This window comes from Nocardioides sp. (assembly GCF_050246775.1).
Taxonomy (GTDB): Bacteria; Actinomycetota; Actinomycetes; order Propionibacteriales; family Nocardioidaceae; genus Nocardioides.
Window position 1 is genome coordinate 112,316 of record NZ_JBFWVK010000003.1, and the last position, 24,344, is coordinate 136,659.

The following is a 24,344-nucleotide window of genomic DNA, read 5'->3' on the forward strand; positions in this document are numbered from 1 at the left end:
GTTGTCAGCCTGTGCAACCCCTGACGACCACCAACAGTCCCTGACCACCCCTGGGGTGGATGCGCGTACGGTGGGCACACGGAGCCAGTCAGGCTTCCAACCAGGGAGCCACGATGGCCGACAAGTCGCCACGACAGGGCATGACCAAGAAATCCGGCAAGTCGCTCAAGGAAAAGCGGGCCGACAAGCGCGGCAAGACCGAGCAGGGCAACACGCTCGCCGACGCGGTGGCCGCCAAGCGGAAGAAGTGACGGCGCTCAGCCTCGGAGTCATCGGCACGTCGGCCAAGGAGAACGAGTACCGCCTCCCGTTCCACCCCGAGCACTTCGAGCGCATCGAGGAGTCCATCCGGCGCCGGACCACCCTCGAGCACGGGTACGCCGAGCGCTTCGGCCGCTCGGATGCCGACCTCGCCGAGTTCGTGGCCGGGTTCGCGACCCGTGAGGAGATCCTGGCCAGCGCGGACGTCGTACTCCTGCCCAAGCCGCAGCACTCCGACATCGCCGCCATGCACGCCGGTCAGGTGCTGTGGGGCTGGCCGCACTGTGTGCAGGATCCTGAGCTGACCCAGCTCGCGATCGACCGGGAGCTGACACTGATCGCGTTCGAGGCGATGAACCACTGGACGGTCGACGGCGCGGTGGGCCTGCACGTGTTCCACAAGAACAACGAGCTCGCCGGCTACAGCTCGGTGCTGCAGTCCCTGCAGCTCACCGGCATGACCGGCAACTACGGCCGACGTCTGAGCGCCGTGGTGATCGGTTTCGGCGCGACGGCTCGGGGGGCGGTGACCGCACTCAGCGCCCTGGGGGTGCACGACATCGCCGTGCTCACCAACCGGGGTGTGGCCGCGGTGGGCTCACCGATCCACTCGGTGTTGATCCGCCAGTTCGACCACGATCCCCAGGCGCCACATCTCAGTCATGTCATCACCGACCGTGGTCGGGTGCCGCTGGCGCCGTACCTCGCCGAGAACGACATCATCGTCAACTGCACGCTGCAGGACACCGCGCAGCCGCTCACCTACCTCACCACCGAGGATCTGCCGCTCTTCCGTCGCGGCAGCCTGATCGTGGACGTGTCGTGCGACGAGGGCATGGGTTTCAGCTGGGCTGTCCCGACGACCTTCGACGATCCGATGTTCGAGGTGGGCGGGCACGTCAACTACTACGCCGTCGACCACAGCCCGTCGTACCTCTGGAACTCCGCGACCTGGGAGAACAGCGAGGCCACCTTGCCGTTCCTCGACATCGTGCTCGCCGGCGGCGAGGCGTGGGACGCCAACGAGACCATCAGCCGGGCGATCGAGATCCGCGCAGGGCACATCGTCAACCCGGCGATCCTGGCCTTCCAGGGACGCTCAGAGGAGTTCCCGCACCCGGTCCTCTGAGGTCGTGGCGGGCATCAGGTTCATCAAGGGATGTCGACGAACCTCCACTTCCCATGATCAATTCACCATGGTGAGTGGAGGTTGACCTGCATACCTTGGTGAACCACGGGCGGCGACCCAGCAATCCGCGGGCCCGGCTCAGTCCCACGCGTCGGCGAACAGGTCGCGCGTCTCCTGGAGCAGCTCGGGCAGGGTCTTGGTGCGTCCGATGATCGGCATGAAGTTCTGGTCACCGGACCAGCGGGGTACGACGTGCTGGTGCAGGTGGGCCGAGATCCCGGCCCCGGCGATCGCACCTTGGTTCATGCCGATGTTGAAACCCTGGGCGCCGGAGACCCTGCGCACCACCGTCATCGCCTGCTTGGTCAGTGCGGCGATCTCGGCGGCCTCTTCGACGGTCGTCTCGGTGTAGTCGGCGAGGTGCCTGTAGGGGCAGAGCATGAGGTGCCCGGGCGCATAGGGGTAGAGGTTGAGGACGGCGTAGGCCAGCTCCCCGTGGCGCACGACCAGAGACTCGGCATCAGGCAGCGCCGGGATCCGGCAGAACGGGCACTCCTCCTCCGAGGAGTCGGACGGCTTGTTCTCGCCACGGATGTAGGCCAGGCGGTGGGGGGTCCACAGTCGGTCGAGACCGTCGGACTGCCCCACCCCGTCCTGCCTGAGCTCCTCGCTCATCAGACCTGCACGCGACTCTGCACGGCGTCGGCGACGCGGGCGATGGCCTCGTCGATGGGTACGCCGTTGTCCTGGCGGCCGTCGCGGTAGCGGAACGATACCGCGTCTGCCTCCATGTCGCTGTCGCCGGCGATGATCATGAACGGCACCTTCTGCAGCTGCGCGTTGCGGATCTTCTTCTGCATCCGGTCGCCGGAGTCATCGATCTCGACCCGGAGGCCGGCGGCCCGCAGCTTGGCTGACACGGCGTACAGGTAGTCGTTGTGTCGTTCGGCGATCGGGATCGCCTGCACCTGGACGGGCGCCAGCCAGGGCGGGAACGCTCCGGCGTAGTGCTCCACGAGCACGCCGATGAAGCGCTCGATGGAGCCGAACTTCGCAGAGTGGATCATCACCGGCTGCTGACGGGTGCCGTCGGAGGCCTGGTACTCCAGCTCGAAGCCTCGGGGCTGGTTGAAGTCGTATTGGATCGTCGACATCTGCCAGGTCCGCCCGATGGCGTCGCGGCACTGCACCGAGATCTTCGGCCCGTAGTAGGCAGCGCCGCCGGGGTCGGGCACGAGCTCGAGGCCGGACTCGAGGCCGACCTTCTCCAGTACGGCGGTCGCCACCGCCCAGTCCTCGTCGGAGCCCACGAACTTGTCGGGCTTGGAGTCGTCACGGGTCGACAGCTCGAGGTAGTAGTCGTCGAGCCCGAAGTCCTTGAGCAGGCTGAGCACGAAGTCGAGCAGGTGCTTGATCTCGTCGGGCGCCTGCTCGGGGGTGACGTAGGAGTGCGAGTCGTCCTGGGTCATGCCGCGCACCCGGGTCAGCCCGTGCACGACACCGGACTTCTCGTTGCGGTAGACCGAGCCGAACTCGAAGAGCCGCAGCGGGAGCTCACGGTAGGACCGTCCGCGCGAGCGGAAGATCAGGTTGTGCATGGGGCAGTTCATGGCCTTGAGGTAGTAGTTCGCGCCCTCCATCTCCATGGGCGGGAACATGCCGTCGGCGTAGTAGGGCAGGTGCCCGGAGGTGTGGAACAGCCCCTCCTTGGAGATGTGGGGGGTGCCGACGTACTGGAAGCCCTCCTCGATGTGGCGGCGGCGGACGTAGTCCTCCATCTCGCGCTTGAGCACGCCCCCCTTGGGGTGGAAGACCGCCAGCCCCGAGCCGAGCTCGTCAGGGAAGGAGTAGAGGTCGAGCTCGCGGCCGAGCTTGCGGTGGTCGCGGCGCTCGGCCTCCTCGATGCGGTGCAGGTGCTCCTCGAGGGCCTCCTTGGACTCCCACGCGGTGCCGTAGATGCGCTGCAGCTGCTTGTTCTTCTCGTCGCCGCGCCAGTAGGCCGCGGCGCTGCGCATCAGCTTGAAGGCGGGGATCCGCTTGGTGGTGGGCAGGTGCGGGCCCCTGCAGAGGTCCTTCCAGGCCACCTCGCCGGAGCGGTTGAGGTTGTCGTAGATGGTGAGCTCGCCGGCGCCGACCTCGGCGCCAGCGCCCTCGGGGGCCTGTCCCGGCTGGTCGAGACCGCCCTTGAGGCCGATCAACTCGAGCTTGTAGGGCTCCTCGCTGAGCTCGACGCGCGCGTCGTCGTCAGTGGTCACGCGGCGGGAGAACCGCTGGCCCTCCTTGACGATCTTGCGCATCCGGGTCTCGATCTTCTCGAGGTCCTCGGGCACGAACGGGGTCGCGACGTCGAAGTCGTAGTAGAACCCGTTGTCGATCGGCGGACCGATGCCGAGCTTGGCGTCGGGGAACAGGTCCTGCACAGCCTGGGCCATGACGTGAGCGGTGGAGTGGCGCAGGATGTCGCGCCCGTCCAAGCTGTCGATCGCGACAGGCTCGATCTCGTCGCCGTCCTGGAGCTCGTAGGCGAGATCCTTGAGGGCAGACTCGGCGCCCGAGGCTGCCGAGACGCGCGCCGCGATCACGGTCGGGTCGTCGGCGTAGAGCTCCCAGGCCTTCATGCCCGTCGTCACGGTCCGCTCCTCACGCGCACCGGCGTGGATGAGGGCGACCTTGATTTCGGACACAGTGAACTCCTTGAGGGGTACGGCGGGTGGAGACCCGATCGTATCGGCCACCTCCCCCACACCGCTCGCCGGTTTCCCCGAGCCCGACGTGGCGGTTCGGGGCGTCGAGTGACCAATCGGTCAGTTGTTCGTGGCCGGAAGGGGCTATCCGCGGCGATTTGCGTCACTTGCTGCGATATCGCTCGTCTACCTTCAACGTGGGGATGATCCGCGGCCAGCGCCGGGGATCGTCAAAAAGTGCTCATCGACTGATGAGCCGGGTGCGTGGGGCACCCTCAGGGAGGGAACACAGACATGAAGAACGTCCTGTCCAGCAATGGTCGCGGAGCCAAACTGGTGGTCGGCGCAGTCGCCGCCGTCGTCGTCCTGGGTGGAGTGACCGGCGCCCAGGCGTCCGCTGCCCAGCAGTCGAGCACGATCCGGGTGTGCGTCAAGCCGAGCGGCGCCGTACGCGTCCTCCAGCCGGGCCAGCACTGCCACCACGGCTCCACCGCCCTGCGCTGGCGCGTCACGGGTGAGCAGGGCGCCGCTGGCCTGAACGGCCTCGACGGCAAGGACGGGGTCGACGGCCTCAACGGCGCGGACGGCAAGGACGGCGCGAACGGCCTCGACGGCAAGGACGGCCTCAACGGAGCCGACGGCAAGGACGGCGCGAACGGCCTCGACGGCAAGGACGGCCTCAACGGCGTCGACGGCCAGGTCGGTGCCGACGGTCTCAACGGCCTCAACGGCGCGGACGGCCCCAAGGGCGAGGACGGCTTGAACGGCCTCGACGGGGTCGACGGCAAGGACGGCAAGGACGGGGTCGACGGCCTCAACGGTGCCGACGGCAAGGACGGCGCGAACGGCCTCGACGGCAAGGACGGGCTCAACGGAGCCGACGGCAAGGACGGCGCCGTTGGACCCAAGGGCGACAGGGGCGAGAAGGGCGACACCGGAGCCCAGGGACCGCAGGGCCCCCAGGGGCCTGAGGGTCCGCAGGGACCCGCGGGCCCGTCAGGGTTCGACAGCACCTTCGTGGTCACCAACAGCTCGGGCGAGAGCACGGTCAGCGTGATGTGCCCCGAGGGCTCCACCATCCTCAGCGGTGGCGGTCAGGCCGGCGACCGGGTGCGGCTGGTCTCCAGCTTCCCCCTGGTCAAGGGTTCCTCCCCGCTCGGATGGACGGCCACGTTCAGCCGGGCCGCCAAGACCAACACCGCCTACGTGATCTGCGCGAAGTAGCCGCAGAGACAGAGCAGCCTCCTCGGCCGCGCCCGGCGCGGGACTACATGTCCCGGTATCGCTGGGCGCGGTCGAGCTGTTGGCGCAGCAGCGCGGCATCCACTTGGCGGGCGCCGGTGGGCGGCCACACGTCGGCGGGCCCGTCGTTGTAGAGCGAGGCGTAGGCGGCCGTGTCGCGCTGGTAGCGCCAGCCCTCCGACAGCGGCCCGACGTCGTACGCGTCGTAGCCGAGGGTGTCGAAGAGCTCGGTGACCGTCTTCTTGGCGACCTCGTCGTCGCCGGCGATCGCGAGGACGCTGCGTTCGGGGCTGCCGCTGGGGCGGGCCAGGCTGCGCAGGTGCTCGAAGTAGATGTTGTTGAAGGCCTTGACGACCTTCGACTCCGGCAGGTGCGCCTGGAGGAGCTCGCTGACGGTGGTCGACTCGTCGTCGAGCTCGGCGATGTGGCCGTCACGCTGCGGGTAGTAGTTGTTGGTGTCGATGACGACCTTGCCGCGCAGCGGCTCGACCGGCACCTGCTGGTAGGCCTTCAGGGGGACGGTCACGACGACGATGTCGCCTGCCTCGGCGGCCTCGGCGGCGGTGGCTGCGCGTGCCTGCGGGCCGAGCTCGGCGACGAGGTCGGTCAGCGTCTCCGGTCCCCTGCTGTTGCTGAGGACGACCTGGTGTCCGGCGTCCACGGCCAGTCTCGCGACCGTGCTGCCGATGTGTCCTGCTCCGATGAGTCCGATAGTGGTCATGTCTTCGGCAACAGCACCGGCCGGCCGAATCATCCCGGGGGACCCCAGCGTCGAACATGACGCGAGGTGACTATGGGGGGATTTGCCGGCGCCTGACAAGATTGTCCTCAGAACCGCCCGCGGACCCGAGACCGTGGGCGGTTCTGCTATTTCCGCCGCTAGGGTACGGCGAGGTGATCCGGCCTCGACGAAGGTGACGGCGATGCACGAATCGGTTCTGCTCTCCCTGCTGTGGATCGCGGGCGCGGCCGCCTTGGCCCCCATCATCGTGGGGTTGCTGCCGGGTCCCCGGATCCCTGAGGTGGTGCTGCTGCTGACGTTGGGGATCATGATCGGCCCCTTCGGCTTCGAGCTGGCCACCAAGAGCGAGCCGATCGAGCTGCTGTCCGAGCTCGGCCTGGGGCTGCTGTTCCTGCTGGCCGGTCTCGAGATCGACCCGGCGTCGGTCGCGTCGCGCACGGGAGCGCGGGCGGGCGTGGCCTGGGTGGTCTCGCTGGCGGTGGCGATGGGCCTGATGGCCCTGCTGTCCCTGGCCACCGAATTGGAGGCGTGGGCCGCCATTGCGATCGCCCTCACCTCGACCGCGTTGGGCACGCTGCTGCCGATCCTGCGCGACACCGGCCTGAAGGACCAGCCGCTGGGTCGCGCCGTGATGGTGAACGGGGCGATCGGCGAGCTGGGGCCGATCCTGGCGATGAGCCTGCTCCTGACCGGCGGCAACGCCTGGGGCGCCCTGCTGTCGCTGGTGACGTTCGCGGTCCTCGCGGCGCTGATCAACGGCGCTATCGTGCGGCACTGGACACGCGCCGAGAAGGTGGTGGAGATCGTCCGCCATGGCGCGGAGACGACGGCACAGGCGCCGCTGCGCCTGGTGGTGCTGCTGCTGGTGGGCATGCTGGCGCTGAGTACGGCGTTCGGGCTGGACATCATCCTGGGTGCCTTCATCGCCGGGGCGACGGTGCGCGTGCTGTTGCCCCCCGATCACGCGACCTTCATGGCCCGGCTGGACGGCATGGCCTTCGGCCTGCTGGTGCCGGTGTTCTTCGTGACCTCGGGGATGGCGATCGACTACCGCGTGGTGCTCGATCGTTGGGGCACCGTGCTGGTGCTGTTCGCGATGATCGTGCTGATCCGCGGGCTGCCGGTGTATCTGGCCTTCCGGGACCTGCCGGGGCGCGAGCCGGTGCGGGTGGCACTGTTCAGTGCCACCGGGCTGCCGATCATCGTCGCGGTCACGACGGTCGCGGTGACCGCCGGCTCGATGACCATCGAAGGCCAGTCCCTGGTGGTGGCGGCCGGCATGCTGACCGTCTTGGTGCTGCCGCTGCTGGCGGTCGAGCTCGGCAACGTCCGGCCGAGGTCGCCGGCACCCGGCTGAGCTGCGCACGCGGCGTACTGCTGCGCGGGGAGCGAGGGCCGGAACTCCCCAGTCCCGGCCCCCACCCGTGTCGCCCAGGCAGACCGACCCGCGGAGTTGCGGTTGGGTACAGCGGCGCCCGGACGCGTCGACACCCACCACACACGCGGGTGTCCCCTATGTAACGGTTGACCGGTCAAAAGGTGACGCGTGTCATGGGTTCCTTTTTCGCCTGGCGAGGACCACCCCTTGGGGTGTTGTGACACCGGTCACAGTCTCCGGACAATTCGACCTGCGGCCGTCCGTGGGGGCAACCCAACATGTGAGCGGGAGGCGGGCGGCCGTCCACACTCTTTGCACCTGACCTGTCACGATCAGGCCATGCAACCCAAGGTGTATCGACCTCATGAGCGACCTGAGGTCGAGGTCCGGGTCGACGGGAAGTGGCACTACGGCGAGCTGCGGATGTGGACGCGCGACGCGGCCGGCGGATGGTCCGCCCAGGTCACCTGGTCGCGCGGCGTGGCGCAGAACCTGATCGACACGTTTGCGGCCGACGACGTACGACCGCTCGTCGCGCAGTGAGGGCAGGACCCCCGTCCCGGCCCTCACCGCGACGAACACCTACGTAACGGGCCAGACCAGCGAAGGTGACGCCGTTCTGGCAACAATGTTGCGCCTACCAAGCAATTCTTTGAAAGTTCCGGGTCGGTTCGCTACTAGCCCGCTTCGAAGCGGGTACCGCTCGGGCACAGCGCGCGTCGGGGGTCGAAGGTCCAGAAGCTCGATCACACCAGGCGATTCGCTGCAGAGTGGGCAGCTCGATCCTCGACTCCTCGGGCTGCCCACTCGCCTAGCCAACATCGGCGGGGTAGCGTCACTGCTGTAGCGGGTCGGACATCCCGCGCATAAGAGGTCACCATGGATCACCCACCGGAATCCCCACTGCACATCACGCTGGAAGCCGATGAGGCCTCCGACAGTTGGGGCTTCGTCGGCCGCGTCATGATCGGCGATCACGAGTCGTACCGCACCATCCGCGCGTTCCCCACCCCCTCCGAGGCCATCACCGCCACACAGGTGATCGTCGGCGAGGTCTTGGGTGCCCTGCTCGCCGGTCAGGAGTGGCGCTCGCTGAGCGACGAACTGGGCCGGGCGCCCAGACGGGAGGACCTCAACTTCGGTCTCTCCAGCTCGCAGCGCCGGTGGAAGGCGGACCTGCCCCCGGGCACGGATGGCGCCTGAGTCGCCCTCAGCTCAGAGGCCGACCTTGTTGACGGCGTAGATCGCCTGCTTCTGCGTGAACTGCTCGCCGTACGACGAGGTCAGCTGGTCGATGAGGCCCTGACGCGAGAAACCGCCCATGTCGAGGTAGGACTCGGCGGACTCGACAGCCTCGTCCTTCCAGTTGACGTCGACGTGGTTGACGGCGTACTCGGCATCCTTCTTCGGGAAGCCTTCGCCGTACTTCGACGACAGCTGATCGCTGAGACCCGCCTTCGAGAAAGCACCGAAGTCGAGGTAGGACTCGGCGGACTCGATGGCGTTCTCCTGCGACAGGGTCATCTCCGGTTCGGGTTCCGGCTCGGGATCCGGCTCTGGTTCGGGCTCCTCGGCCTCAGTCTCGGTCTCGGCCGCGGGCGTCGGCTCGTCGGACTCGTCGGACTCGTTAGCGGCCTCGTCGGACGGCGCGCTCGACTCGCTGGCAGCCGAAGGCTTGTCGTCGGCAGGGTCTGCAGTGCCTCCACTGGCTGCGGCCGCGGAGATGATGACGATGGCGGCGGCGACGCCCCACCAGAGCTTCTTCTTGTACCAAGGCTTCTTGGTCTCGACACTCCCGCGTGGAGTCGATTGTGGAGCAGGGTTCGGCGTGGCGCTGAGCGGTTGGGTCTGGTCGGTCCAGGCCGAGCCGTTCCACCAGCGCAGGTTGCCTTGGTTGTCGGGGTACCAGCCTGGAGGGGTGCCCGTGTTGTCATTTCCCGAGGTGTCAGTCATGCCGAGGACCGTAGTTCCTCGATCCGATGCCCGCGGGCTTTTGCAAAAGTCAGGGTTCGGGGGGGGTTCGGCGGCAATTCGGAGCGCCAATCTGTTGCGCACCGCAAGTAAAGCCGGGAAGAATCCCGGGGTAGTCGCCGGCAACCCCCGTAGCTGGCGACAGAACCGCCCAGGGTCCCGAGACCGTGGGCGGTTCGCTTGTGATGGGTTGTAGGCGGGCGGGCAGGTCTACTGTGCGGGGCATGGACCTGCTGTGACGCGCCCACTCCGACTCGCCATCGTCGACGACTACCCCGTGGTCGTCGCCGGGGTGGCCTCGTTCCTGGCTGAAGAACGCATCCACGTGGTGGAGACCGGCACTGCGCTGCCAGTCCTCAGCGACGTCGACATCGTGCTCTACGACACGTTCGGCCAGGTGCAGGGTCGGGACCTCAACCTGGCCGACTTCGTCCGCCACAGCGGTGCCAAAGTGGTGATCTACAGCTGGAACCTCAAGCCCGACCTGATCGACGAGGCGATGGCCGGCGGGGCATCCGGCTACCTGTCCAAGGTGCTCACCGGACCCGTGATCCTGGGTGCCCTCGAGCGGATCATGGCCGGGGAGGCCGTCATCCTGGTCGGGGACCACGAGACGAGCGTCGGTGGCGCAGGTGACTGGCCGGGCCGGTCCGTGGGGCTGTCACCTCGCGAGGCCGAGGTCCTGGCCCTGATCGCGCGCGGACTCAGCAACCGGGAGATCGCCGAGCGCGCCTTCGTCACCACGAACTCGGTCAAGTCCTACATCCGCTCGGCCTACCGCAAGATCGGTGTCGAGCGGCGTACCCAGGCGGTCATCTGGGCGCTGGCCAACGGCTTCCTGACCGACAGCAGCCGCACCATCGACCCGGCGCTGCACCAGCGACCCCAGGCCTCCCCCAAGGCCTGAGACGACGTCAGGCGCTCTTCTCCTGAGCAGCGACCGCCTTGTCGACGTCGAACTCGACGACGGCGGTGATGAGCTGCTCCAGACTCGCTGCGGGCAGGGCGCCGGCCTGAGAGAAGACCAGCACTCCATGCTTGAAGGCCATCAACGTCGGGATCGAGGAGATCTTGGCCGCTGCGGAGAGAGCGGGCTCGGCCTCCGTGTCGACCTTGCCGAACGTGATGTCGGGGTGGGCCTCGCTGGCCCGTTCGTAGACGGGCGCGAACTGGCGGCAGGGGCCGCACCAGGAGGCCCAGAAGTCGACGAGCACGATCTCGTGCTCCGCGACGGTGGCCTCGAAGTTCTCGGCACCCAGGGCAATGGTGGTCATGACTGCTCCTTCGGGTTGTGGGATGACCCCTGGGGTCTTGCCTCCATCCTATATACCCCCGGGGGTATATACAAGTCGCTTCCGGGCCGCCCGACCTGCCCCCTCCTGACACGGCCCTAGATCCTGTGGCTGACGACTGTCCCCGGCAGAGGTGATGATGGAGCGATGACGACCTATTCCGACACAAAGGAGTTCGAGGGCGCGACCTTCGTCAAGTCGAGCTTCAAGGGCGCCACCCTGCGGTTCTCCGATGTCAGCGGCGTGACGATGCGCAGCGTCGATGTGGACGGACTCGACATCGACAGCCACGACCTGTTCTTCGGCAGCTTGATGGTCAACGGGGTCGATGTGGTCCCACTCGTGGACGCCGAGCTCAACCGACAGTTCCCGGGCCGCGAGCTGCAGAAGGCGCAGACACCCGACGGCCTGCGCGAAGGTTGGGTCGCTGTGCAGGCCGCGTGGCAGACGACAGTGGCGGACACACCGCCGTCGTTGGTAGACGCCCATGTCGAGGGCGAGTGGTCGCTGGCCCAGACCTTGCGGCATCTCATCCTGGCGACCGATGCCTGGCTCCGCGGCGGGATCCTGCGGATTCCGCAGCCGTTCCACGAGATCGGTCAGATCTTCACCGGTGCCGGCGAGATGGGCTTCGACCTGTCCATCTTCCGCATTGAGGCACCGGCCTACGAGGAGATCCTCGCGGTGCGGGCCGAGCGACAGCAGCTGGTGACGGACTTCCTGGCCACCACCACCGCGGAACTGCTCGCCGAGGTTCGCGAGAACCCATGGGGCGGCGGTGACTGGCATCCCACCGTCGGTGACTGCCTTCGCGTGATCCTGGAGGAGGAGTGGGCGCACCTGCGCTACGTACGACGGGATCTTGCTCGCCTGCGTTGAGCGCGAAGGTGCCAGACATCCGGGAGCAACTGTCTCCTCACTCCGTGGCGGCTCCGAGGTCCTCGGCGTCTTGGACGATCGTGGACCAGCCGGCTTGAGCGGCTTCGATGTCGTCTCGGTGGTCGTCGGCGAAGTCGGCCACGGCATCTCGGGCGTCATCGATGTGCTCGTTGTAGACCGCACCTCGGCATCGCCAGTCCGCTGACTCGAACTCTTCCTCGAGGTTCACGTAATCGATCCACGCGTGCGTGAGGTTGTCATCCGTAGCTGAACGTGGAGTGTCGCTCGCGCGAGGCGCGGCCCGCTGCAGCGATATCTGCCAGGAGAAGTCCTGGGCTTCGGCCTCCGGGAATGTGCCCACCAACTGTTCCCGCACGCAGTCGTCGTAACTGTCAGCGTCTCCAAAACGCTGATCCAGTCGCGCCAACATGGCCCACCACTTCTCGCGAAGTTCAGACACCCCGGGCGGTGTCGCGTCCTTGACCGCGGTCTCGTCCGAAGCCGGGGTCGTCGAGTCCGAGCAGGCATGCATGACATCGCGCTCGCTTCTGGACATGACCCTTCCCCCTGTCCCCTCCATCGCGAGTCGTTGATCCACAATGTCGATGAGTACGTGGCTGTACTGATGCGACATGGGGCGGGCGAAGAACACACTCGTCACGAGCGCGGTCGTAGCCGGCGCTCGGTTGCGCGCCGCGGAGAAGTCCCATTCAGGGAAGCCGCCCGCACTGATGCACTCGTCCATCGCACCGTTGAGCGCCCACGCCTGGAGCATTCCTGATGCGTCGCGCTGGTCCATCGTGCCGTCGAACGCCTCGAACACGCTGTCGGCGTAGTCCTGGGTCCCCTCGGAACTGGCAGAGGGTACGCCGGCGGGGCCGATGGGCTCGGCGCCGCCGAGCAAGCCGGGCACACCGAAGGCGCTGACTGCGACCACGCCGACGACCGCGGCCGAGGATGCCGCAATGGCCCACTTCATGGGCGTCGCTTCATCATCCTGGCTACCCCCGTGGCTTGTCGCGTGGCTTCCAAGAGTAGCCGCGACTCAACGGTGGGGATCCAGATCACTCCTGCGGTGATTCTGCAGGTCAGCGGGGTGGGCGATACTGGGTTCGAACCAGTGACCTCTTCGGTGTGAACGAAGCGCGCTACCACTGCGCCAATCGCCCCGGTGGTTGCTCTGTGCTGCGGTGCGAAACCTTAGCGCATGACCGCTCCCGACTCACATTTCGGGTGTCCCTACCGGCCCGTAGCAGGCATGGACGACACGTCTGCGTCAATGCTTACGCGCCACGCCCTAGGGAATTCGTAAAAATTTCTATGAAGATCACGTCATGACCCTAGGGAGGGGCCGTCTCTCAGTCGTAACCAAGCACCGAAACAAGCCCGAGAGGCAGACTCCGATGAACGATCAGCACCGCCACTTCTTCTCCGAAGTTGTCACGCAGGACATCACCATCGAGGTGGTTGACGCTGTGGGTTCTGTGACGACGCTCGACGCGGCGCTGGGCTACGACCCGGCCGACCCCTACGCGGTGACGGCCACGTTCTTCACCGGCGGCGGCGACGTCGTCTGGACCTTCGGCCGCGAGCTCCTCTCGCGTGGGCTGACCGACCCGGCCGGCGAGGGCGACGTCCACATCTGGCCGTGCCTGGACGCCAACGGCCGCGCCACCGTCATCATCGAGCTCTGCTCCCCCGACGGCGAGCTCGTCGCCCAGGCGCGGACGCAGGACGTCTACCGCTTCGTGAGCCGCTCGCTGGCCATGGTGCCCGCCGGCCTCGAGTCCGAGCACTGCGACATGGACGGCATCATCGACCAGCTCCTCAACTCGGAACTCATCTGACTTCTCGCTCCACCCCGAAGGCCCCGATCTTGGTTACGGATCGGGGCTTTCTGCTTCCCTGGTGGCCCACGTGGCCATCGCCGCGGCGGTGACGGGACCTGGGGCAGGCAGCACCCGGTCGTCGAGCTGGTGCACTCCCTGGACGTCGCGGATGGTCGAGGCGAGGAAGATCTCGTCGGCCTCAGCGAGTACGCCGGCCGGCTCATCGACCTCGCGTACGTCGCACCACTCGATGATCAGCGCCCTCGTCACCCCGGCCAGACAGCCGCTGGCCAGCGTGGGCGTGCGCAGCTCCCCGTCGACGACGTAGAAGATGTTGGAGCCCGTGCCCTCGCACAGGTTGCCCGCGGTGTTGACGAATAGTGCCTCGGTGGCGCCGACCTCGGCGGCGTGCGCCAACGCGACCACGTTCTCGGCGTACGACGTGGTCTTGACGCCGGCCAGCACCCCGCGCTCGTTGCGGGGGTAGGGGAAGGTCGCGAGCTTGGTGGTGGCCGGGTACGGCTTCGCCGGGGCCGTGACCACGGCGACCGTGCAGGGATCGTCGCCGCGACCGCTGCCGAGCGGGGCGATGCCGCCGGTGACCGTGATCCGGATCCGCCCCATCGGGAGGTCCTGGCCGGCCATCGTGGCCTCGATCCCCCGCCGCACCTCCCCCAGGTCGACCTCAGGGAGCCCCAGGGCGCTTGCGGACGTCTGCAGGCGCGCCAGGTGGCGCGTGAGGGCGAAGGGGACGTTGTCGACGACCTTCACAGCCTCGAACACCCCATCACCCACCGTGAACCCGTGATCGGTGACGCCGATCGCAGGCTGGGACGCGTCGGCGAGGGTCTGACCGTTGATCCATGCGCGCATATCGTCAGCGTAGACGCCGGACACGCTGCCGCCACCCGGATTTTGCATGGGTCAAGGCGTGGGCTAATCTTCTCACGCACCTGACCCCCGGGTCTGGTTGCAGGCGGACATAGCTCAGTTGGTAGAGCGCAACCTTGCCAAGGTTGAGGTCGCGAGTTCGAGTCTCGTTGTCCGCTCGGAGAGGTCTCAACCTCCACGGTGGAGTGGCCGAGAGGCGAGGCAACGGACTGCAAATCCGTCTACACGGGTTCAAATCCCGTCTCCACCTCGATCGTCTTGGATACTCAAGACGGCACGGGCGATTGGCGCAGTGGTAGCGCGCTTCCCTGACACGGAAGAGGTCACTGGTTCAAACCCAGTATCGCCCACCAGAACGTTCCTGCAGGTGAGAGGCCCTTTCGAGGGCCTCTTTCCATACCCAGACATCGAGCAGTGACTCGTCGGTCCAGATGTCTTCGTAGCCCGGTGCAATGAGGAATCGCGAGTCAGACGGTAGGTCGAGAAACTTCGGGATCTCTGGGCACCGTTCGACCGGCTGTGCTGTGTGCAACGGCTTGAAGATGTCGTCGGCGTCGGACCACTCCCCGTCGGCCAGCATTGGAGCCTCGACGCCAACGGCCATGGCCATGGCCATGGCCATGGCCATGGCCATGGCCACGATCTTCTGACATCACGCCCCTTTTGAGGCCTCGTCCTGACTCCCACCGTTGGCTGTTCCAACTCCCGACAGCGAAGGATGACTCTGGGGTGAACGTAGCATTTATGCTACGCTCGGCGTCGAACAGGAGGAATGAAGATGGTGAGCAAGCAGAGCGCATTCTGGGATGACTTGGCCCGAGACCTGCAGGATCCCCAGTTCCTGCGTGAGTACGTCGTGGAGTCGATGCGGATCGCCACCATCGACCAGGTTGTGAACGCCATTGACGATGCCCGCGCGGCCGCCGGCCTCTCGAAAGCCGAGCTCGCTCGAGCGATCCAGAAGGAGCCCGCGACGATCCGTCGACTGCTGTCGTCCGACAACCCCAACCCGACGCTCGGAACACTCGCCGAGGTCGCTGCCGCTCTTGGCCTCCGCATCACGGTCGAGCCGATCTCCAAGGCGGAGCGCGACCAGATCACGGAGCCGCTCCTTCAAGGCAGGACTGCGGACCCGAGGAAGCTCGCCCATCACCTCGATCAGCTGCGCAAGCCGAAGGCGAAGGTTCCTGCCTGACGTCATGCCAGTGAGCGTGGATTCCGGCTTCGGTATTCATCACCCAGGCGGCGCACGGCGGCGTAGTCCGCAGCCGACAGCGTGGTCCTGAAAGGCTTATCCCGACCATCGACCACGACCAACAGCGGCTTATCGACGCCCTTCGCGTCGTAGTCGAGCAGACAGAACAATCGGTAGTGGTGGCGACCTGGCCCGTCGACGCGAAGCTCGAACCAGCCAGTCATGTCGCCCTTCATCGCCTCCCAGTAGCCGCCGCCGGCGAAACGCTTGGGGGGCGCCGACGCCACCGCGACCAGCGCCGCTCGCATCGTCGCACGCACCTTGGTCGGATATGAGTTGAGAGCGGCGCGTCCGAGCTCAGGTTCGGCGGCGTCATCGGATCGGTGTCGCCTGAAGAACACGACCTGGTGCGAGTCGTCAGGCGAAGGACCGGTGCGCACGGTCGGAGGCTTCGACTGCGGCTTCTTGCGCTTGCGGCGATCACGTGGGTCGGGACTCATCAGCAACATCTTCGGAGGGACCGCCGACAACTCGTCAGCAGCTCGCCCGTCGTCTTCGATAGACGCAGACCGGTCCAGCCGTCAATCGAGGCGACGTGGACATGGCAGGGCTGCACGCAAGCCACGCATTGAACGCGATGAGGCGGGACTCTGCAACTGTTGGCTCGCGCCAAAATGAACTCATCGTCGGACAGCGCGGCCGCCATCCTCGACTGTTACAAATCGACTATCCGGTGGCTAGCAGACTCGTCGTCTCGAAGATCAGCTCAGGGAGCCGCTGGCGCAACTTCCAGGTGAGACCAACAGGACGATCACCTTCGAGTTCGCCATAAAGATCCACCTGGCCGAAGCACCGGAAGGTTCCCTCGATGCCACCGTTGCTCTTCTCCCGAACAAAGAGCAACCGGTGTCGGGAGGACTGGGAGCCGCGTCCGACGCAACGGAGCATCGCACTGGTGTGCTGCCGCCAGTTGTTCGGGGACTCCCAATGAAACAAGTCGGCTGAGATCGCGTGGTCCTTGTATTGGATGTTCGAGGCGAACTTCGCCTCATCCTTGTTCAGGGTGACGAACATGAGCTGGGTCCGGCTGTCAGGCACAAAGTAGACGCCCTCTCGATGCTCCTTCGGTTTCTCGATTGCACTGACGCCCATCGCTGCGAACACCTCAGTGCGGGTATATCGCGCGTGCGCCATCAGTGGCACGTCCTCAAGTCCCAGAAGAGGAACCACTGAGGCATCGCGCTGTGCATGGACCAGCCGAAGCAACTCCACGACCTCCGCCCGAACCGTAGGGTGTCGCCACAGTTGCTCGAAGCCTCGGTGCACAGTCGCAGGTCTCATCCCAAGTAGATGCATGAGCTGCATCGCCAGCCTGGTTTGTGTCGTCGAAAGCTCTGCAGCATGGGGAGCCTGGTCACCCGCAAGCCATGCGGACCACGTGTTCACCCGCAGTGCATCTGTCACGTGTTGGGCGAAGCCAACGCGTCTGAGTAGATCCCCCTCCTCTTCCCTCAACGCGGGGTCGGACGGCTCGGTCATCCCGTCCGCGAAGCCAACGGCACGTCGAAGTCTGGTCCACGATGCCTTGCGTCCGTCAGCCGCATAGAACTGCTCAACGCTTCGCTCGGTGAGGCTGAGAAAAGACTCCAATGACCTAGCACCCGTGGCCACCAGATCCTTCTTGAGACCAACAAGCCCAGCCTTCGGGGCCAGCGCCTTCAAACGCGCCAGGACGCGCTCGCGCGCAACGCGTTCGAGGTTGATCGCACAACCTGCCGGGAGAAAGGGGAACTCGTTCTCTGCCTGTTCACGCAGGCTTCCGCGAGCCGGGTTGATGAGCGCCTGGAACCGCGCCTCGTAGCGGTATTCGGCTCGGTGCTGACCGATGAAGTCGAGGACCAGACAGCTCGATTTTCCCGGGGCCTGGCGAAGCCCCCGCCCGAGTTGCTGGGCAAACAACACCGGACTCTGTGTGGGTCGCAGCAAGAGCAAGGTGTCAACGTCGGGCACGTCGATGCCCTCCCCGAGCACGTCCACGCTGAAGACAACCTGGAGCTGACCAGTTCGCAGGTTTGCCAGCACCTCGTCGCGATGTGCCTGGTCGTGCGTCCCGTCGAGGTAGTCGGCGCGCATTCCGAGTCGTACGAATTGGTGCGTCATGAACTTGGCATGACTGATAGACACGCAGAACCCCAGTGCCCGCATGGCTGCTGGAACGTCGACCCATCGCTCGATCGCTTGCACGATGAGCTTCACGCGCTGATGGTCCCCGGTGTAGACCGCCTCGAGCTCGCCGACTGCGTAATCACCCTGTCGCCAACTCAGCTGCCGCAGGTCCGTGCCGTCGTCGACTCCGACGTAGTCGAACGGGGCGAGCAACTGGTCCTCGACCGCCTCCCACAGCCGCAGTTCGGTGGAGTACTGCCCACCGAAGAGCCCCACGATGCTGGTCCCGTCGGCCCGCTCGGGTGTGGCGGTCAGTCCCACGATCTCGAGCGGCGAGAAGTGTTCGATCACCTCGCGCCACGAGCTGGCGGAGCCGTGATGGGCTTCGTCGATGTAGATGACGTCGTAGTCATCCGGGGGCACAGCAGCGAGACGCCGGTGCAGGGTCTGCACCATCGCGAAGACATAGCGATCTGAGCTCGGGGCCATGCCACCTGAGAGCAGTTCGCCAAAGCTTGGGTCCTTGAGTGCCTTGCGGAACGTGGTGCGGGCCTGCTCGAGGATCTGCTCGCGATGGGCAACGAAGAGGAGCCGCGGTCGTGGCTTTCCGGGGACACAGAGTCGGGCGTAGTCCAGGGCCGCAATGACCGTCTTGCCGGTGCCCGTCGCAGCCACGACGAGGTGCCGATGTTCGTCGAACGACTCGCGACGCAGGTTCAGGGTGTCCAGCACCAGACGTTGGTGGGGTTTCGGCTGCAGGGAGAGCTCGGCGTACGCATCCGCGAGCTGCCGATTCAGTTGGTCGATCGTCCGCTGGGACGTCTTGCTGTGTGCTTGGTCCGCATACCCCTTGGCTGCGAGCAGTGCGGCGTCCAGCCGTGCCCGGTCTCTCGTTGTGTACGTCTCGTAGACCGGGGTGTGCCAATAGCTGTCGAAAGTCTGCTGAATCCGCCCGAACACGGCGGGTGCATCAGTGCGGGCGAGACGGACGTTCCACTCGAGGCCGGAGTAGAGCGCCGCATCAGACAGGTTGGACGAGCCAACACATGCCGTGTCCAGTTCGCCGGGTCGGCGGAACAACCATGCCTTTGCATGGAGCTTCGTCGTCTGGCCCTGGTAGTTCACTCGAACGTCCGCCCCAATCTCAACGAGCTCATCGAGTGCCTTCGCGCTCGTCGAGCCGAGGTACGTCGAGGTGATGACGCGAAGTCGGCCGCCGCGGTCAAGCAACTCGCGGAACTCCTCCTTGAGGGGCTGAAAGCCCGTATATCCGACGAACGCGCAGATCAGGTCGACTTCTTCCGCGCAGCGGATCTCCTCCTTCAAGACCTTGCCGAAGGCCGGCTCGCCGGCACCGTTGACGAGCAACTCGCTCGACGTGAGTGGAATGGTCGGGTGCGCCGGCAGGCTTCCATCAGCCAGACCACCGATCTTCCGCACCCCTCTGAGGAGCCGCGGGGGAAGGGCGACTTGGTCGCCGATGAAGTCGGCGCCCAACGCCTCGATCGCGGAGTTCACGACTCCTGAAGCGGCCACTACCGCGGCCGCATCGTTCGGGTTACGCAGCCTGCGCGCGACCCGCAGGAGATGTTTGCCCAACCGCTCGACGGCCTCGCTCGCCTTCAGCGGGTCGTCGATCACGTGATCAGGACTGAGCGTTGTGAGGATGTCTGCGAGTTCGCTCGTCACAAGCTCATCGCGCAGGCCGGGCTGAAGCGGGTCGTAAACCATCTGCCCCTCCGAGATCTAGCGCTGTGCCTGCATGAGTCGCGCTGAGCTTAGAAGGCTTCGACGTGCCGTGGTGGAGTTGCTGGCCATCCGACCAAAGGAAATCGCAACAGCCGCCTTCGATCACCGCCCGAGCAACGCCACCAGCTGGTTCAGGTTCGCATACCCCGCCTTGCACCCCGGGTCGTACGGCAGCTCCGAGCACGGCTGCGCGAGTTGTTCGGCGAGGTCGTGGTCCAGGTCGTCCTGGCTGGCCCGGGACAGCACCCAGCCGAGCGGGGCGGAGACGGTGGGCTGGGGGCTCTGGTGCACCACGAACACGCGCGGCGAGAGCGCAGAGAGCGCGCTCTTCAGGATCCCGCACCCTGGCACCGCGCTGTCGCACAGGGCCAGCCGGGTCAGCCCGACGGAGGCCGCCAACGACGGTGTCGCGGTGACCTTGTGGCCGCGCGCCCGTGCCCAGGTCAGCGGCGGCACCAGGCTTTCGGGAGTCGTCGCCCAGTCGAGCACGGTCGGGTCCTGATCATCGAGTCCCTCAACGGGGACCGAGTCGACATCCTCCGGCGAGACGCCGTACGACGAACCGGTGCCGTTCTCCAGGTAGGCGACCACCGGCAGCACCAGCGGCCCCGCACCGCCCGCGAGCACCGACTCGTTCTGCGCCTGCACCAGCGGACCCCACAGCGGGGACAGGTTCCTGATCGTGCCCAGCGCGCTGTTGTCGCTGTAGCCGCCGTCCACCAGCTGCAGGAACTCCCGACCCCCGCACGCCTCCACAGACCCCGACGGCGTGACATACGGGAACCGGCTCGCCAACAGCCCCGCCGTGAACGCCGGGAGGTCTCCGAGGCAGTCGTAGGCGCCCAGTAGGTCGAAGCTCCGCGGCCCACTCCCCCCGGGACAGTCCGTCGCCTCACCCCCGAGGTCCACCTGGCTCACCAGCGCACGGCACGCGTTGCGCACCACCGTCGAGGTGAGCACCAGCTGGCCGGTCACGTCCCCCACCGGATCACTGGCCAGGAAGTCGGTCTCGTCCGGCAGCCCGACCTGCTCTTCCCACACCGCCTCCATCAGCCCCGCGCGGTCCAGCCAGGCGCGGTCGGTCGCACGCAGCGGCGTACCCGACTCCAGGCGGATGCCCGCAGCGCTCGCCAACAGGTCTCCCCCGGCCAACGCCATCGACGCCGCCCCCAGCGCCTCCGACCCGGTGATCGCCTTGACGCTCACGAGCGGGTCCTCGGTGAACCGCGCCAGGGTCAGCCCGAACGCGCCACCGCTCGCCCCGCCCGAGAAGAGCGTCGAATGCGTGCCGCACCCGCCGCCCGCAGCCGCGATCTGGTCCAGCGCGGCCGCGGTCCAGTACGACGCCCGCAGCCCACCACCCTCCGCGGCCACCATCACCATCGGCCGGACCTCCAACTCCCGGTCCCCCACCGTGACAGTCGCCGAGCACGCCTCGGACTCCCCCAGCCAGGACGCGAACGCCTCAGTCATCGTCGGCCGCGTCACCGCCCCCGACACATGCGTGACCGGATGTACGTCGCCCGGCGACCCAACCAGGTTGGCCAGCAGCACCGCGAGCAGGAAGAGCGGTACGACGGGCGTCCAGCGCGGGCCCAGGCGGACCGTCCGCGGCTCCTGCTGCTGCCCGCGACGCCGATAGGTGAGCACCAGCCCGACCACCAGGATCGCCAGCGAGACACCACCGACGACGAACCTCAGCGCCCCCACCCACCCCCCGAGCTCCTGCGGGATCAGGCACACCACCACCGCGCCCAGCAACGCCAACGTCGCCCACGGAAGCTGGAACAACTCCGGGCGCTCCCGCTCCTGCGCGTAGGCCACCACCACACCGAGCATCACGATCAGCGCCGCCAGCGCGCCGATCGTCACGGCCAGCGCCCCGAAAGACTCAGCGAACCACCGGGGCGCCAGGCAGACGAGCACGAACCCGGCCACCGCCGACGCCAACAGCACCGTCCGAGCCACCGTGCGTGGGGCGCCGTCGACGTCGCGGCGTTGCTCCGGGGTCGCCTCGCGGCCGACCACGTTCACGCCGGGCGTCAGGACCGAGCTCAGCCGGCTCAGCGGGTTGCTGTCCGGCTGCAGGGCCCGCTCGTCGATCTTCGCGAGCACCCGCGAGGCGACCGGCCACGCCACGATCGCGAGCACCCCACCGAGGACCGCCAGGAGCCCCGGCAGCACACCGTCCAGCACCTCCCCCTCAGCGAAGTGGCTCGCCGCCGGAGCCGTCAGCGCCCGCACCGACCCCAGCCCCGCGAGCGACACCGCCGCCACCGCGAGGATGTCGCCGACCGCCATCACATCGTCGGCATAGCTGTCGGGCACCCGGCCGGGCAGCTGCGGGGCCGGGTCGCAGGCCTTCCGCAGCAGCGCCGAGACGCCACAGACGACCAGCGCCACCGAGCAGAACGCCACCAGGCGCCCCCACACCACCGACCCCGGATCCCGGATCGCGCTGAACGCGGCAAGGAGAGCCAGGACGCCCGGGCCGATCAGCCACAAGCGCAGGTCCTGCCGGCGCCGTACCCCCTCCTGCGTGAGCCACGGCCACCTGCCGTCCCCCGCGACCCGACGGGTCGCCCAGTCCGACCGGATCCGACCCAGCACGAAGATGCCCGGCAACAACAGGCCCAGGTGCACCGCACCCGCAGCGGCGGCGTGCCACACCCCGAGCCAGCCGTCGAGCCATTGGCGCTGGATGTCGGGCAGCTGGTCGAACATGTCGGTCAGCGGGGTGCCGGGCACCACCGACAACAGCGCGACCGGCAGGAACGCCAACAGGCTGAAGCGCTGGATGAACGTCGCCCGCAGGACCAACCCCACCCGACGTAGGTTGCGCCAGAGGTGGACGCAGAAGGCCACGACGAGCGCGAGCACCAGGAGGCCGAGCAGGCCCCACTTCGCGATCGTCGTCCACGCCACGGCGTCGACCCACACCGACTCCACACACCCGCCCCGCGCGCACCGCACCAGCGACAGGAACGCCACGCCGACGATCTCGGCGAGGCTCGCGACGGCCAGCGGTACGACGAACCAGCGCACCACCTTCCCCAACGAGCTGAACAGGGCGATCGACAGCGTCCCGACGAAGAGCAGGTAGAGGGTCAAGTAGATCGCGAACATGACCTGCCACTGGGACAGGCGGTCGGCGGTCAGCGCGGCGTTCCAGCCTGCGCGCTGGTCCCACACCCACGGCGACACCAGGTCGTGGAAGGTCCAGGCCCTGCCCTGCGGATCGAGGAAGCCGGCCGAGAGCATGCTCAGCTCGTTCATCGCCAGCAGCAGGCCCGCCAGGGCGGCGCAGTAGGCACCTGGCCGAGCGAACTGCGCCGGGGACGGCGGTTGGGTCTGGGGCATGGCTACCTCCAGTGGCTACTCCCACCTTGGTGCACCACCGGGCCCGCAGACAAGACATCCCTGGTGCACGAGGGCTGCAAGGTCCACCATGAGGCGATGGCCACCCTCGCTTGCGCCGTGCCGACCCTCTGGACCTCACCGTGGCTGGTCGTCATCGCCCTGGCGATCGGGTTCACGCTCGGGCTGGGGGTCGCGGCCTTCCAGTGGCCAGAGACGGATGCCGACGGCCCGGCCGCGCGACGGTCCAAACAGCGAGCGGCCTTTCGCCGTACCGAGCCGGCCCTGGCCTGGGCCGCCGCCACCGCGGTGGCACCCGCCCTCGCCCTGGCCCTGATCGCCGCCCAGTGGCACACCTGGCGCTCAGCCGTGTGCGAGGCCGACTGGACCGTCTCGGTGTTCGGCGTGAGTTTCTGCCTGGTGATGGGCGGCATGGTGTTCATCGGCGCGGTGTGGCTGCGCAGTGGACGGACCACCCACCGGCCGAACTCCACGACCGACTACCCGGTCACGCACTTCAACCTGCGCCAGTCTGTCGTCATCACGCCCCTTCTCCTGGCAGTCATGCAGTGCGTCACCGGCATCGCCGCCGTCGCCGACGCGGCGCAACAGACCGCCGCGGACTCCAGCGGAGGCGCCCTTCCCGCACAGCAGATCCTGCACATGGTGGACCTGCGGCGGGACTACTTCACGTTCCTCTCAGCGGTCATCCTCGTGGTGGTCGTCATCGTCGTCCTGATCGCCATCGCCCAGACGGCGCTGCTCAGCTATTTCGCGAGCCCGCAGCTGCGCAAGTACTACCGAACCGGTGACCCACTGGTCTTCGGGGTGATGCTCAGTGCCGTGCTCGCCGTAGTCCTCATCCCGAGCTGGGGCGTGCTGCAGGACGCAGGACACCGCATGGTGTCGGCCCATCTGGGCCAGGTGCCCCTCGACCTCGACTGGTTCACCTGGTCCGACCAACTCAACTCGATGCTGGCGCCCTCGATCGGACCGGCGGCCGTCATCACCGCACTGCTCGGGATCCTCGCCCCCGTCGCCACGGCGCTCATCACCGACCGCGCCACGCACCTGGGCAAGAAAAGCACCGGCAGCGCCGGCCAGCGCCTGCGGTCGGCACGAGCCCGAACCCGCTAGCTCGGTGCGGACCGCCACGAAACCACCTACCGTGGTCCTATGCGAAAGCCCACCTCCGCGCTACGCATCCTGGCGGCCACCTGCCTGACCGTGACGGTCGTGGCCGGTTGCGCAGACACCGATGCCGAAGCCCCCGGAACCCCAGCCAGCCAGTCGCCCGGTGTGGACGAGAACGAACCGGACGAGAACGACAACGAGCCCGACGAGGTCGCGCCTGACGACGGTGACGGCGAGAACGAGAACGAGCCCGGCGAGAACGAGAACGAGCCGAACGAGAACGAGCCCGGCGAGAACGAGAACGAGCCGGACGAGTCCGACAACGGCGCCTGACCGGCCGATCGCAGGCACGCAGAGCCTGGGAAACCAACGCTCGCGTGAGGCTCCACCCTGCGAAAGCACGCTGCCCAGGACTGGGGTCGGACTGGGAAAGCAGGTCATTGCG

The 24,344-nt window shown here is 67.2% G+C and carries 23 protein-coding genes and 4 tRNA genes; 15 read left to right on the top strand and 12 right to left on the bottom strand.

Annotation, left to right across the window (positions count from 1 at the left end; translation table 11 throughout):
* The first annotated feature begins 113 nt into the window (after nt 1-113).
* Both AB7I40_RS15535 and AB7I40_RS15540 read left to right on the top strand, forming a co-directional pair.
* Nucleotides 114-251 carry a hypothetical protein gene (locus AB7I40_RS15535; RefSeq protein WP_428345786.1) on the top strand — a complete coding sequence of 46 codons (138 nt, stop codon included), beginning with the start codon at nt 114-116 and terminating at the stop codon, nt 249-251.
* The gene (locus AB7I40_RS15540; RefSeq protein WP_428345785.1) at nt 248-1,390 is read left to right on the top strand and encodes a N(5)-(carboxyethyl)ornithine synthase; all 1,143 of its coding nucleotides are present in this window, start codon (nt 248-250) and stop codon (nt 1,388-1,390) included. Before AB7I40_RS15535 ends, AB7I40_RS15540 begins: the two co-directional genes overlap by 4 nt.
* 138 nt (nt 1,391-1,528) lie before the next feature.
* Here AB7I40_RS15540 and AB7I40_RS15545 read toward each other — a convergent pair whose 3' ends face one another.
* The gene (locus AB7I40_RS15545; protein WP_428345784.1) at nt 1,529-2,065 is read right to left on the bottom strand and encodes an HIT family protein; all 537 of its coding nucleotides are present in this window, start codon (nt 2,063-2,065) and stop codon (nt 1,529-1,531) included.
* Nucleotides 2,065-4,074, bottom strand: coding sequence for a threonine--tRNA ligase (gene thrS / locus AB7I40_RS15550; protein WP_428345783.1), 2,010 nt, complete (start codon nt 4,072-4,074; stop codon nt 2,065-2,067). Before thrS ends, AB7I40_RS15545 begins: the two co-directional genes overlap by 1 nt.
* A gap of 294 nt (nt 4,075-4,368) precedes the next feature.
* Here thrS and AB7I40_RS15555 point away from each other — a divergent pair, with 294 nt between their 5' ends.
* Nucleotides 4,369-5,298, top strand: a complete 930-nt coding sequence (locus AB7I40_RS15555; protein ID WP_428345782.1) for a hypothetical protein — start codon at nt 4,369-4,371, stop codon at nt 5,296-5,298.
* A 43-nt stretch (nt 5,299-5,341) separates the two neighbouring features.
* On the opposite strand, the gene AB7I40_RS15560 is transcribed toward AB7I40_RS15555, so the two are convergent.
* Nucleotides 5,342-6,037, bottom strand: coding sequence for an NADPH-dependent F420 reductase (locus AB7I40_RS15560; RefSeq protein WP_428345781.1), 696 nt, complete (start codon nt 6,035-6,037; stop codon nt 5,342-5,344).
* A gap of 202 nt (nt 6,038-6,239) precedes the next feature.
* Between AB7I40_RS15560 and AB7I40_RS15565 the strand changes: the two genes are divergently transcribed.
* The 3 genes from AB7I40_RS15565 to AB7I40_RS15575 all read left to right on the top strand — a co-directional run bounded on the left by AB7I40_RS15565 (nt 6,240) and on the right by AB7I40_RS15575 (nt 8,639).
* Nucleotides 6,240-7,415, top strand: coding sequence for a cation:proton antiporter (locus tag AB7I40_RS15565; protein WP_428345780.1), 1,176 nt, complete (start codon nt 6,240-6,242; stop codon nt 7,413-7,415).
* 360 nt (nt 7,416-7,775) lie between these two features.
* On the top strand, nt 7,776-7,979 hold the full coding sequence (locus AB7I40_RS15570; RefSeq protein WP_428345779.1) for a hypothetical protein: 204 nt from the start codon (nt 7,776-7,778) through the stop codon (nt 7,977-7,979).
* A 336-nt stretch (nt 7,980-8,315) separates the two neighbouring features.
* A complete protein-coding gene (locus AB7I40_RS15575; protein ID WP_428345778.1) occupies nt 8,316-8,639 on the top strand; it encodes a hypothetical protein in 324 nt (107 codons plus the stop codon).
* A 12-nt stretch (nt 8,640-8,651) separates the two neighbouring features.
* Here the strand turns inward: AB7I40_RS15575 and AB7I40_RS15580 are convergent, their stop codons facing one another.
* Complete coding sequence (locus AB7I40_RS15580; protein ID WP_428345777.1) at nt 8,652-9,389, bottom strand: Ltp family lipoprotein; 738 nt, start codon at nt 9,387-9,389, stop codon at nt 8,652-8,654.
* 253 nt (nt 9,390-9,642) lie between these two features.
* Between AB7I40_RS15580 and AB7I40_RS15585 the strand changes: the two genes are divergently transcribed.
* On the top strand, nt 9,643-10,314 hold the full coding sequence (locus tag AB7I40_RS15585) for a response regulator transcription factor (protein WP_428345776.1): 672 nt from the start codon (nt 9,643-9,645) through the stop codon (nt 10,312-10,314).
* A 7-nt stretch (nt 10,315-10,321) separates the two neighbouring features.
* Here AB7I40_RS15585 and trxA read toward each other — a convergent pair whose 3' ends face one another.
* A complete protein-coding gene (gene trxA / locus AB7I40_RS15590; protein ID WP_428345775.1) occupies nt 10,322-10,681 on the bottom strand; it encodes a thioredoxin in 360 nt (119 codons plus the stop codon).
* Nucleotides 10,682-10,846: 165 nt separating this feature from the next.
* On the opposite strand from trxA, the gene AB7I40_RS15595 reads away from it, so the two are divergent.
* Nucleotides 10,847-11,578: a DinB family protein gene (locus tag AB7I40_RS15595; protein ID WP_428345774.1), complete on the top strand. Its 732-nt coding sequence runs from the start codon at nt 10,847-10,849 to the stop codon at nt 11,576-11,578.
* Between the two features lie 37 nt (nt 11,579-11,615).
* Here the strand turns inward: AB7I40_RS15595 and AB7I40_RS15600 are convergent, their stop codons facing one another.
* Both AB7I40_RS15600 and AB7I40_RS15605 read right to left on the bottom strand, forming a co-directional pair.
* The gene (locus AB7I40_RS15600) at nt 11,616-12,557 is read right to left on the bottom strand and encodes a hypothetical protein (RefSeq protein ID WP_428345773.1); all 942 of its coding nucleotides are present in this window, start codon (nt 12,555-12,557) and stop codon (nt 11,616-11,618) included.
* 118 nt (nt 12,558-12,675) lie between these two features.
* Nucleotides 12,676-12,747, bottom strand: a tRNA-Val gene (locus AB7I40_RS15605).
* A 234-nt stretch (nt 12,748-12,981) separates the two neighbouring features.
* Between AB7I40_RS15605 and AB7I40_RS15610 the strand changes: the two genes are divergently transcribed.
* Nucleotides 12,982-13,425, top strand: a complete 444-nt coding sequence (locus AB7I40_RS15610) for an SsgA family sporulation/cell division regulator (RefSeq protein WP_428345772.1) — start codon at nt 12,982-12,984, stop codon at nt 13,423-13,425.
* A gap of 33 nt (nt 13,426-13,458) precedes the next feature.
* Here AB7I40_RS15610 and AB7I40_RS15615 read toward each other — a convergent pair whose 3' ends face one another.
* Nucleotides 13,459-14,280, bottom strand: coding sequence for an aminotransferase class IV (locus AB7I40_RS15615; RefSeq protein ID WP_428345771.1), 822 nt, complete (start codon nt 14,278-14,280; stop codon nt 13,459-13,461).
* Between the two features lie 103 nt (nt 14,281-14,383).
* On the opposite strand from AB7I40_RS15615, the gene AB7I40_RS15620 reads away from it, so the two are divergent.
* The 3 genes from AB7I40_RS15620 (at nt 14,384) to AB7I40_RS15630 (ending at nt 14,651) form a co-directional block, all read left to right on the top strand.
* Nucleotides 14,384-14,456: transfer RNA gene (locus tag AB7I40_RS15620), tRNA-Gly, on the top strand.
* Between the two features lie 21 nt (nt 14,457-14,477).
* Nucleotides 14,478-14,548, top strand: a tRNA-Cys gene (locus tag AB7I40_RS15625).
* A 28-nt stretch (nt 14,549-14,576) separates the two neighbouring features.
* Nucleotides 14,577-14,651 (top strand) — tRNA-Val (locus tag AB7I40_RS15630).
* Here the strand turns inward: AB7I40_RS15630 and AB7I40_RS15635 are convergent.
* Entirely contained in the window at nt 14,630-14,932 is a 303-nt protein-coding gene (locus tag AB7I40_RS15635; protein WP_428345770.1) for an immunity protein Imm33 domain-containing protein, read from the bottom strand. The two genes, AB7I40_RS15630 and AB7I40_RS15635, sit on opposite strands and share 22 nt — an antisense overlap.
* A gap of 147 nt (nt 14,933-15,079) precedes the next feature.
* Here AB7I40_RS15635 and AB7I40_RS15640 point away from each other — a divergent pair, with 147 nt between their 5' ends.
* Nucleotides 15,080-15,493 (top strand): helix-turn-helix domain-containing protein, encoded by a 414-nt coding sequence (locus AB7I40_RS15640; protein WP_428348106.1) that lies wholly within the window; start codon nt 15,080-15,082, stop codon nt 15,491-15,493.
* 2 nt (nt 15,494-15,495) lie between these two features.
* Here AB7I40_RS15640 and AB7I40_RS15645 read toward each other — a convergent pair whose 3' ends face one another.
* From AB7I40_RS15645 to AB7I40_RS15655, 3 genes are all read right to left on the bottom strand, one after another.
* Entirely contained in the window at nt 15,496-15,993 is a 498-nt protein-coding gene (locus AB7I40_RS15645; RefSeq protein ID WP_428345768.1) for a hypothetical protein, read from the bottom strand.
* 226 nt (nt 15,994-16,219) lie between these two features.
* Nucleotides 16,220-19,390, bottom strand: a complete 3,171-nt coding sequence (locus AB7I40_RS15650; protein WP_428345767.1) for a DUF3427 domain-containing protein — start codon at nt 19,388-19,390, stop codon at nt 16,220-16,222.
* Between the two features lie 120 nt (nt 19,391-19,510).
* The gene (locus AB7I40_RS15655) at nt 19,511-22,768 is read right to left on the bottom strand and encodes a hypothetical protein (protein WP_428345766.1); all 3,258 of its coding nucleotides are present in this window, start codon (nt 22,766-22,768) and stop codon (nt 19,511-19,513) included.
* 96 nt (nt 22,769-22,864) lie between these two features.
* On the opposite strand from AB7I40_RS15655, the gene AB7I40_RS15660 reads away from it, so the two are divergent.
* Complete coding sequence (locus tag AB7I40_RS15660) at nt 22,865-23,902, top strand: hypothetical protein (RefSeq protein WP_428345765.1); 1,038 nt, start codon at nt 22,865-22,867, stop codon at nt 23,900-23,902.
* 39 nt (nt 23,903-23,941) lie between these two features.
* The gene (locus tag AB7I40_RS15665; protein ID WP_428345764.1) at nt 23,942-24,232 is read left to right on the top strand and encodes a hypothetical protein; all 291 of its coding nucleotides are present in this window, start codon (nt 23,942-23,944) and stop codon (nt 24,230-24,232) included.
* The last annotated feature ends 112 nt before the right edge of the window (nt 24,233-24,344 follow it).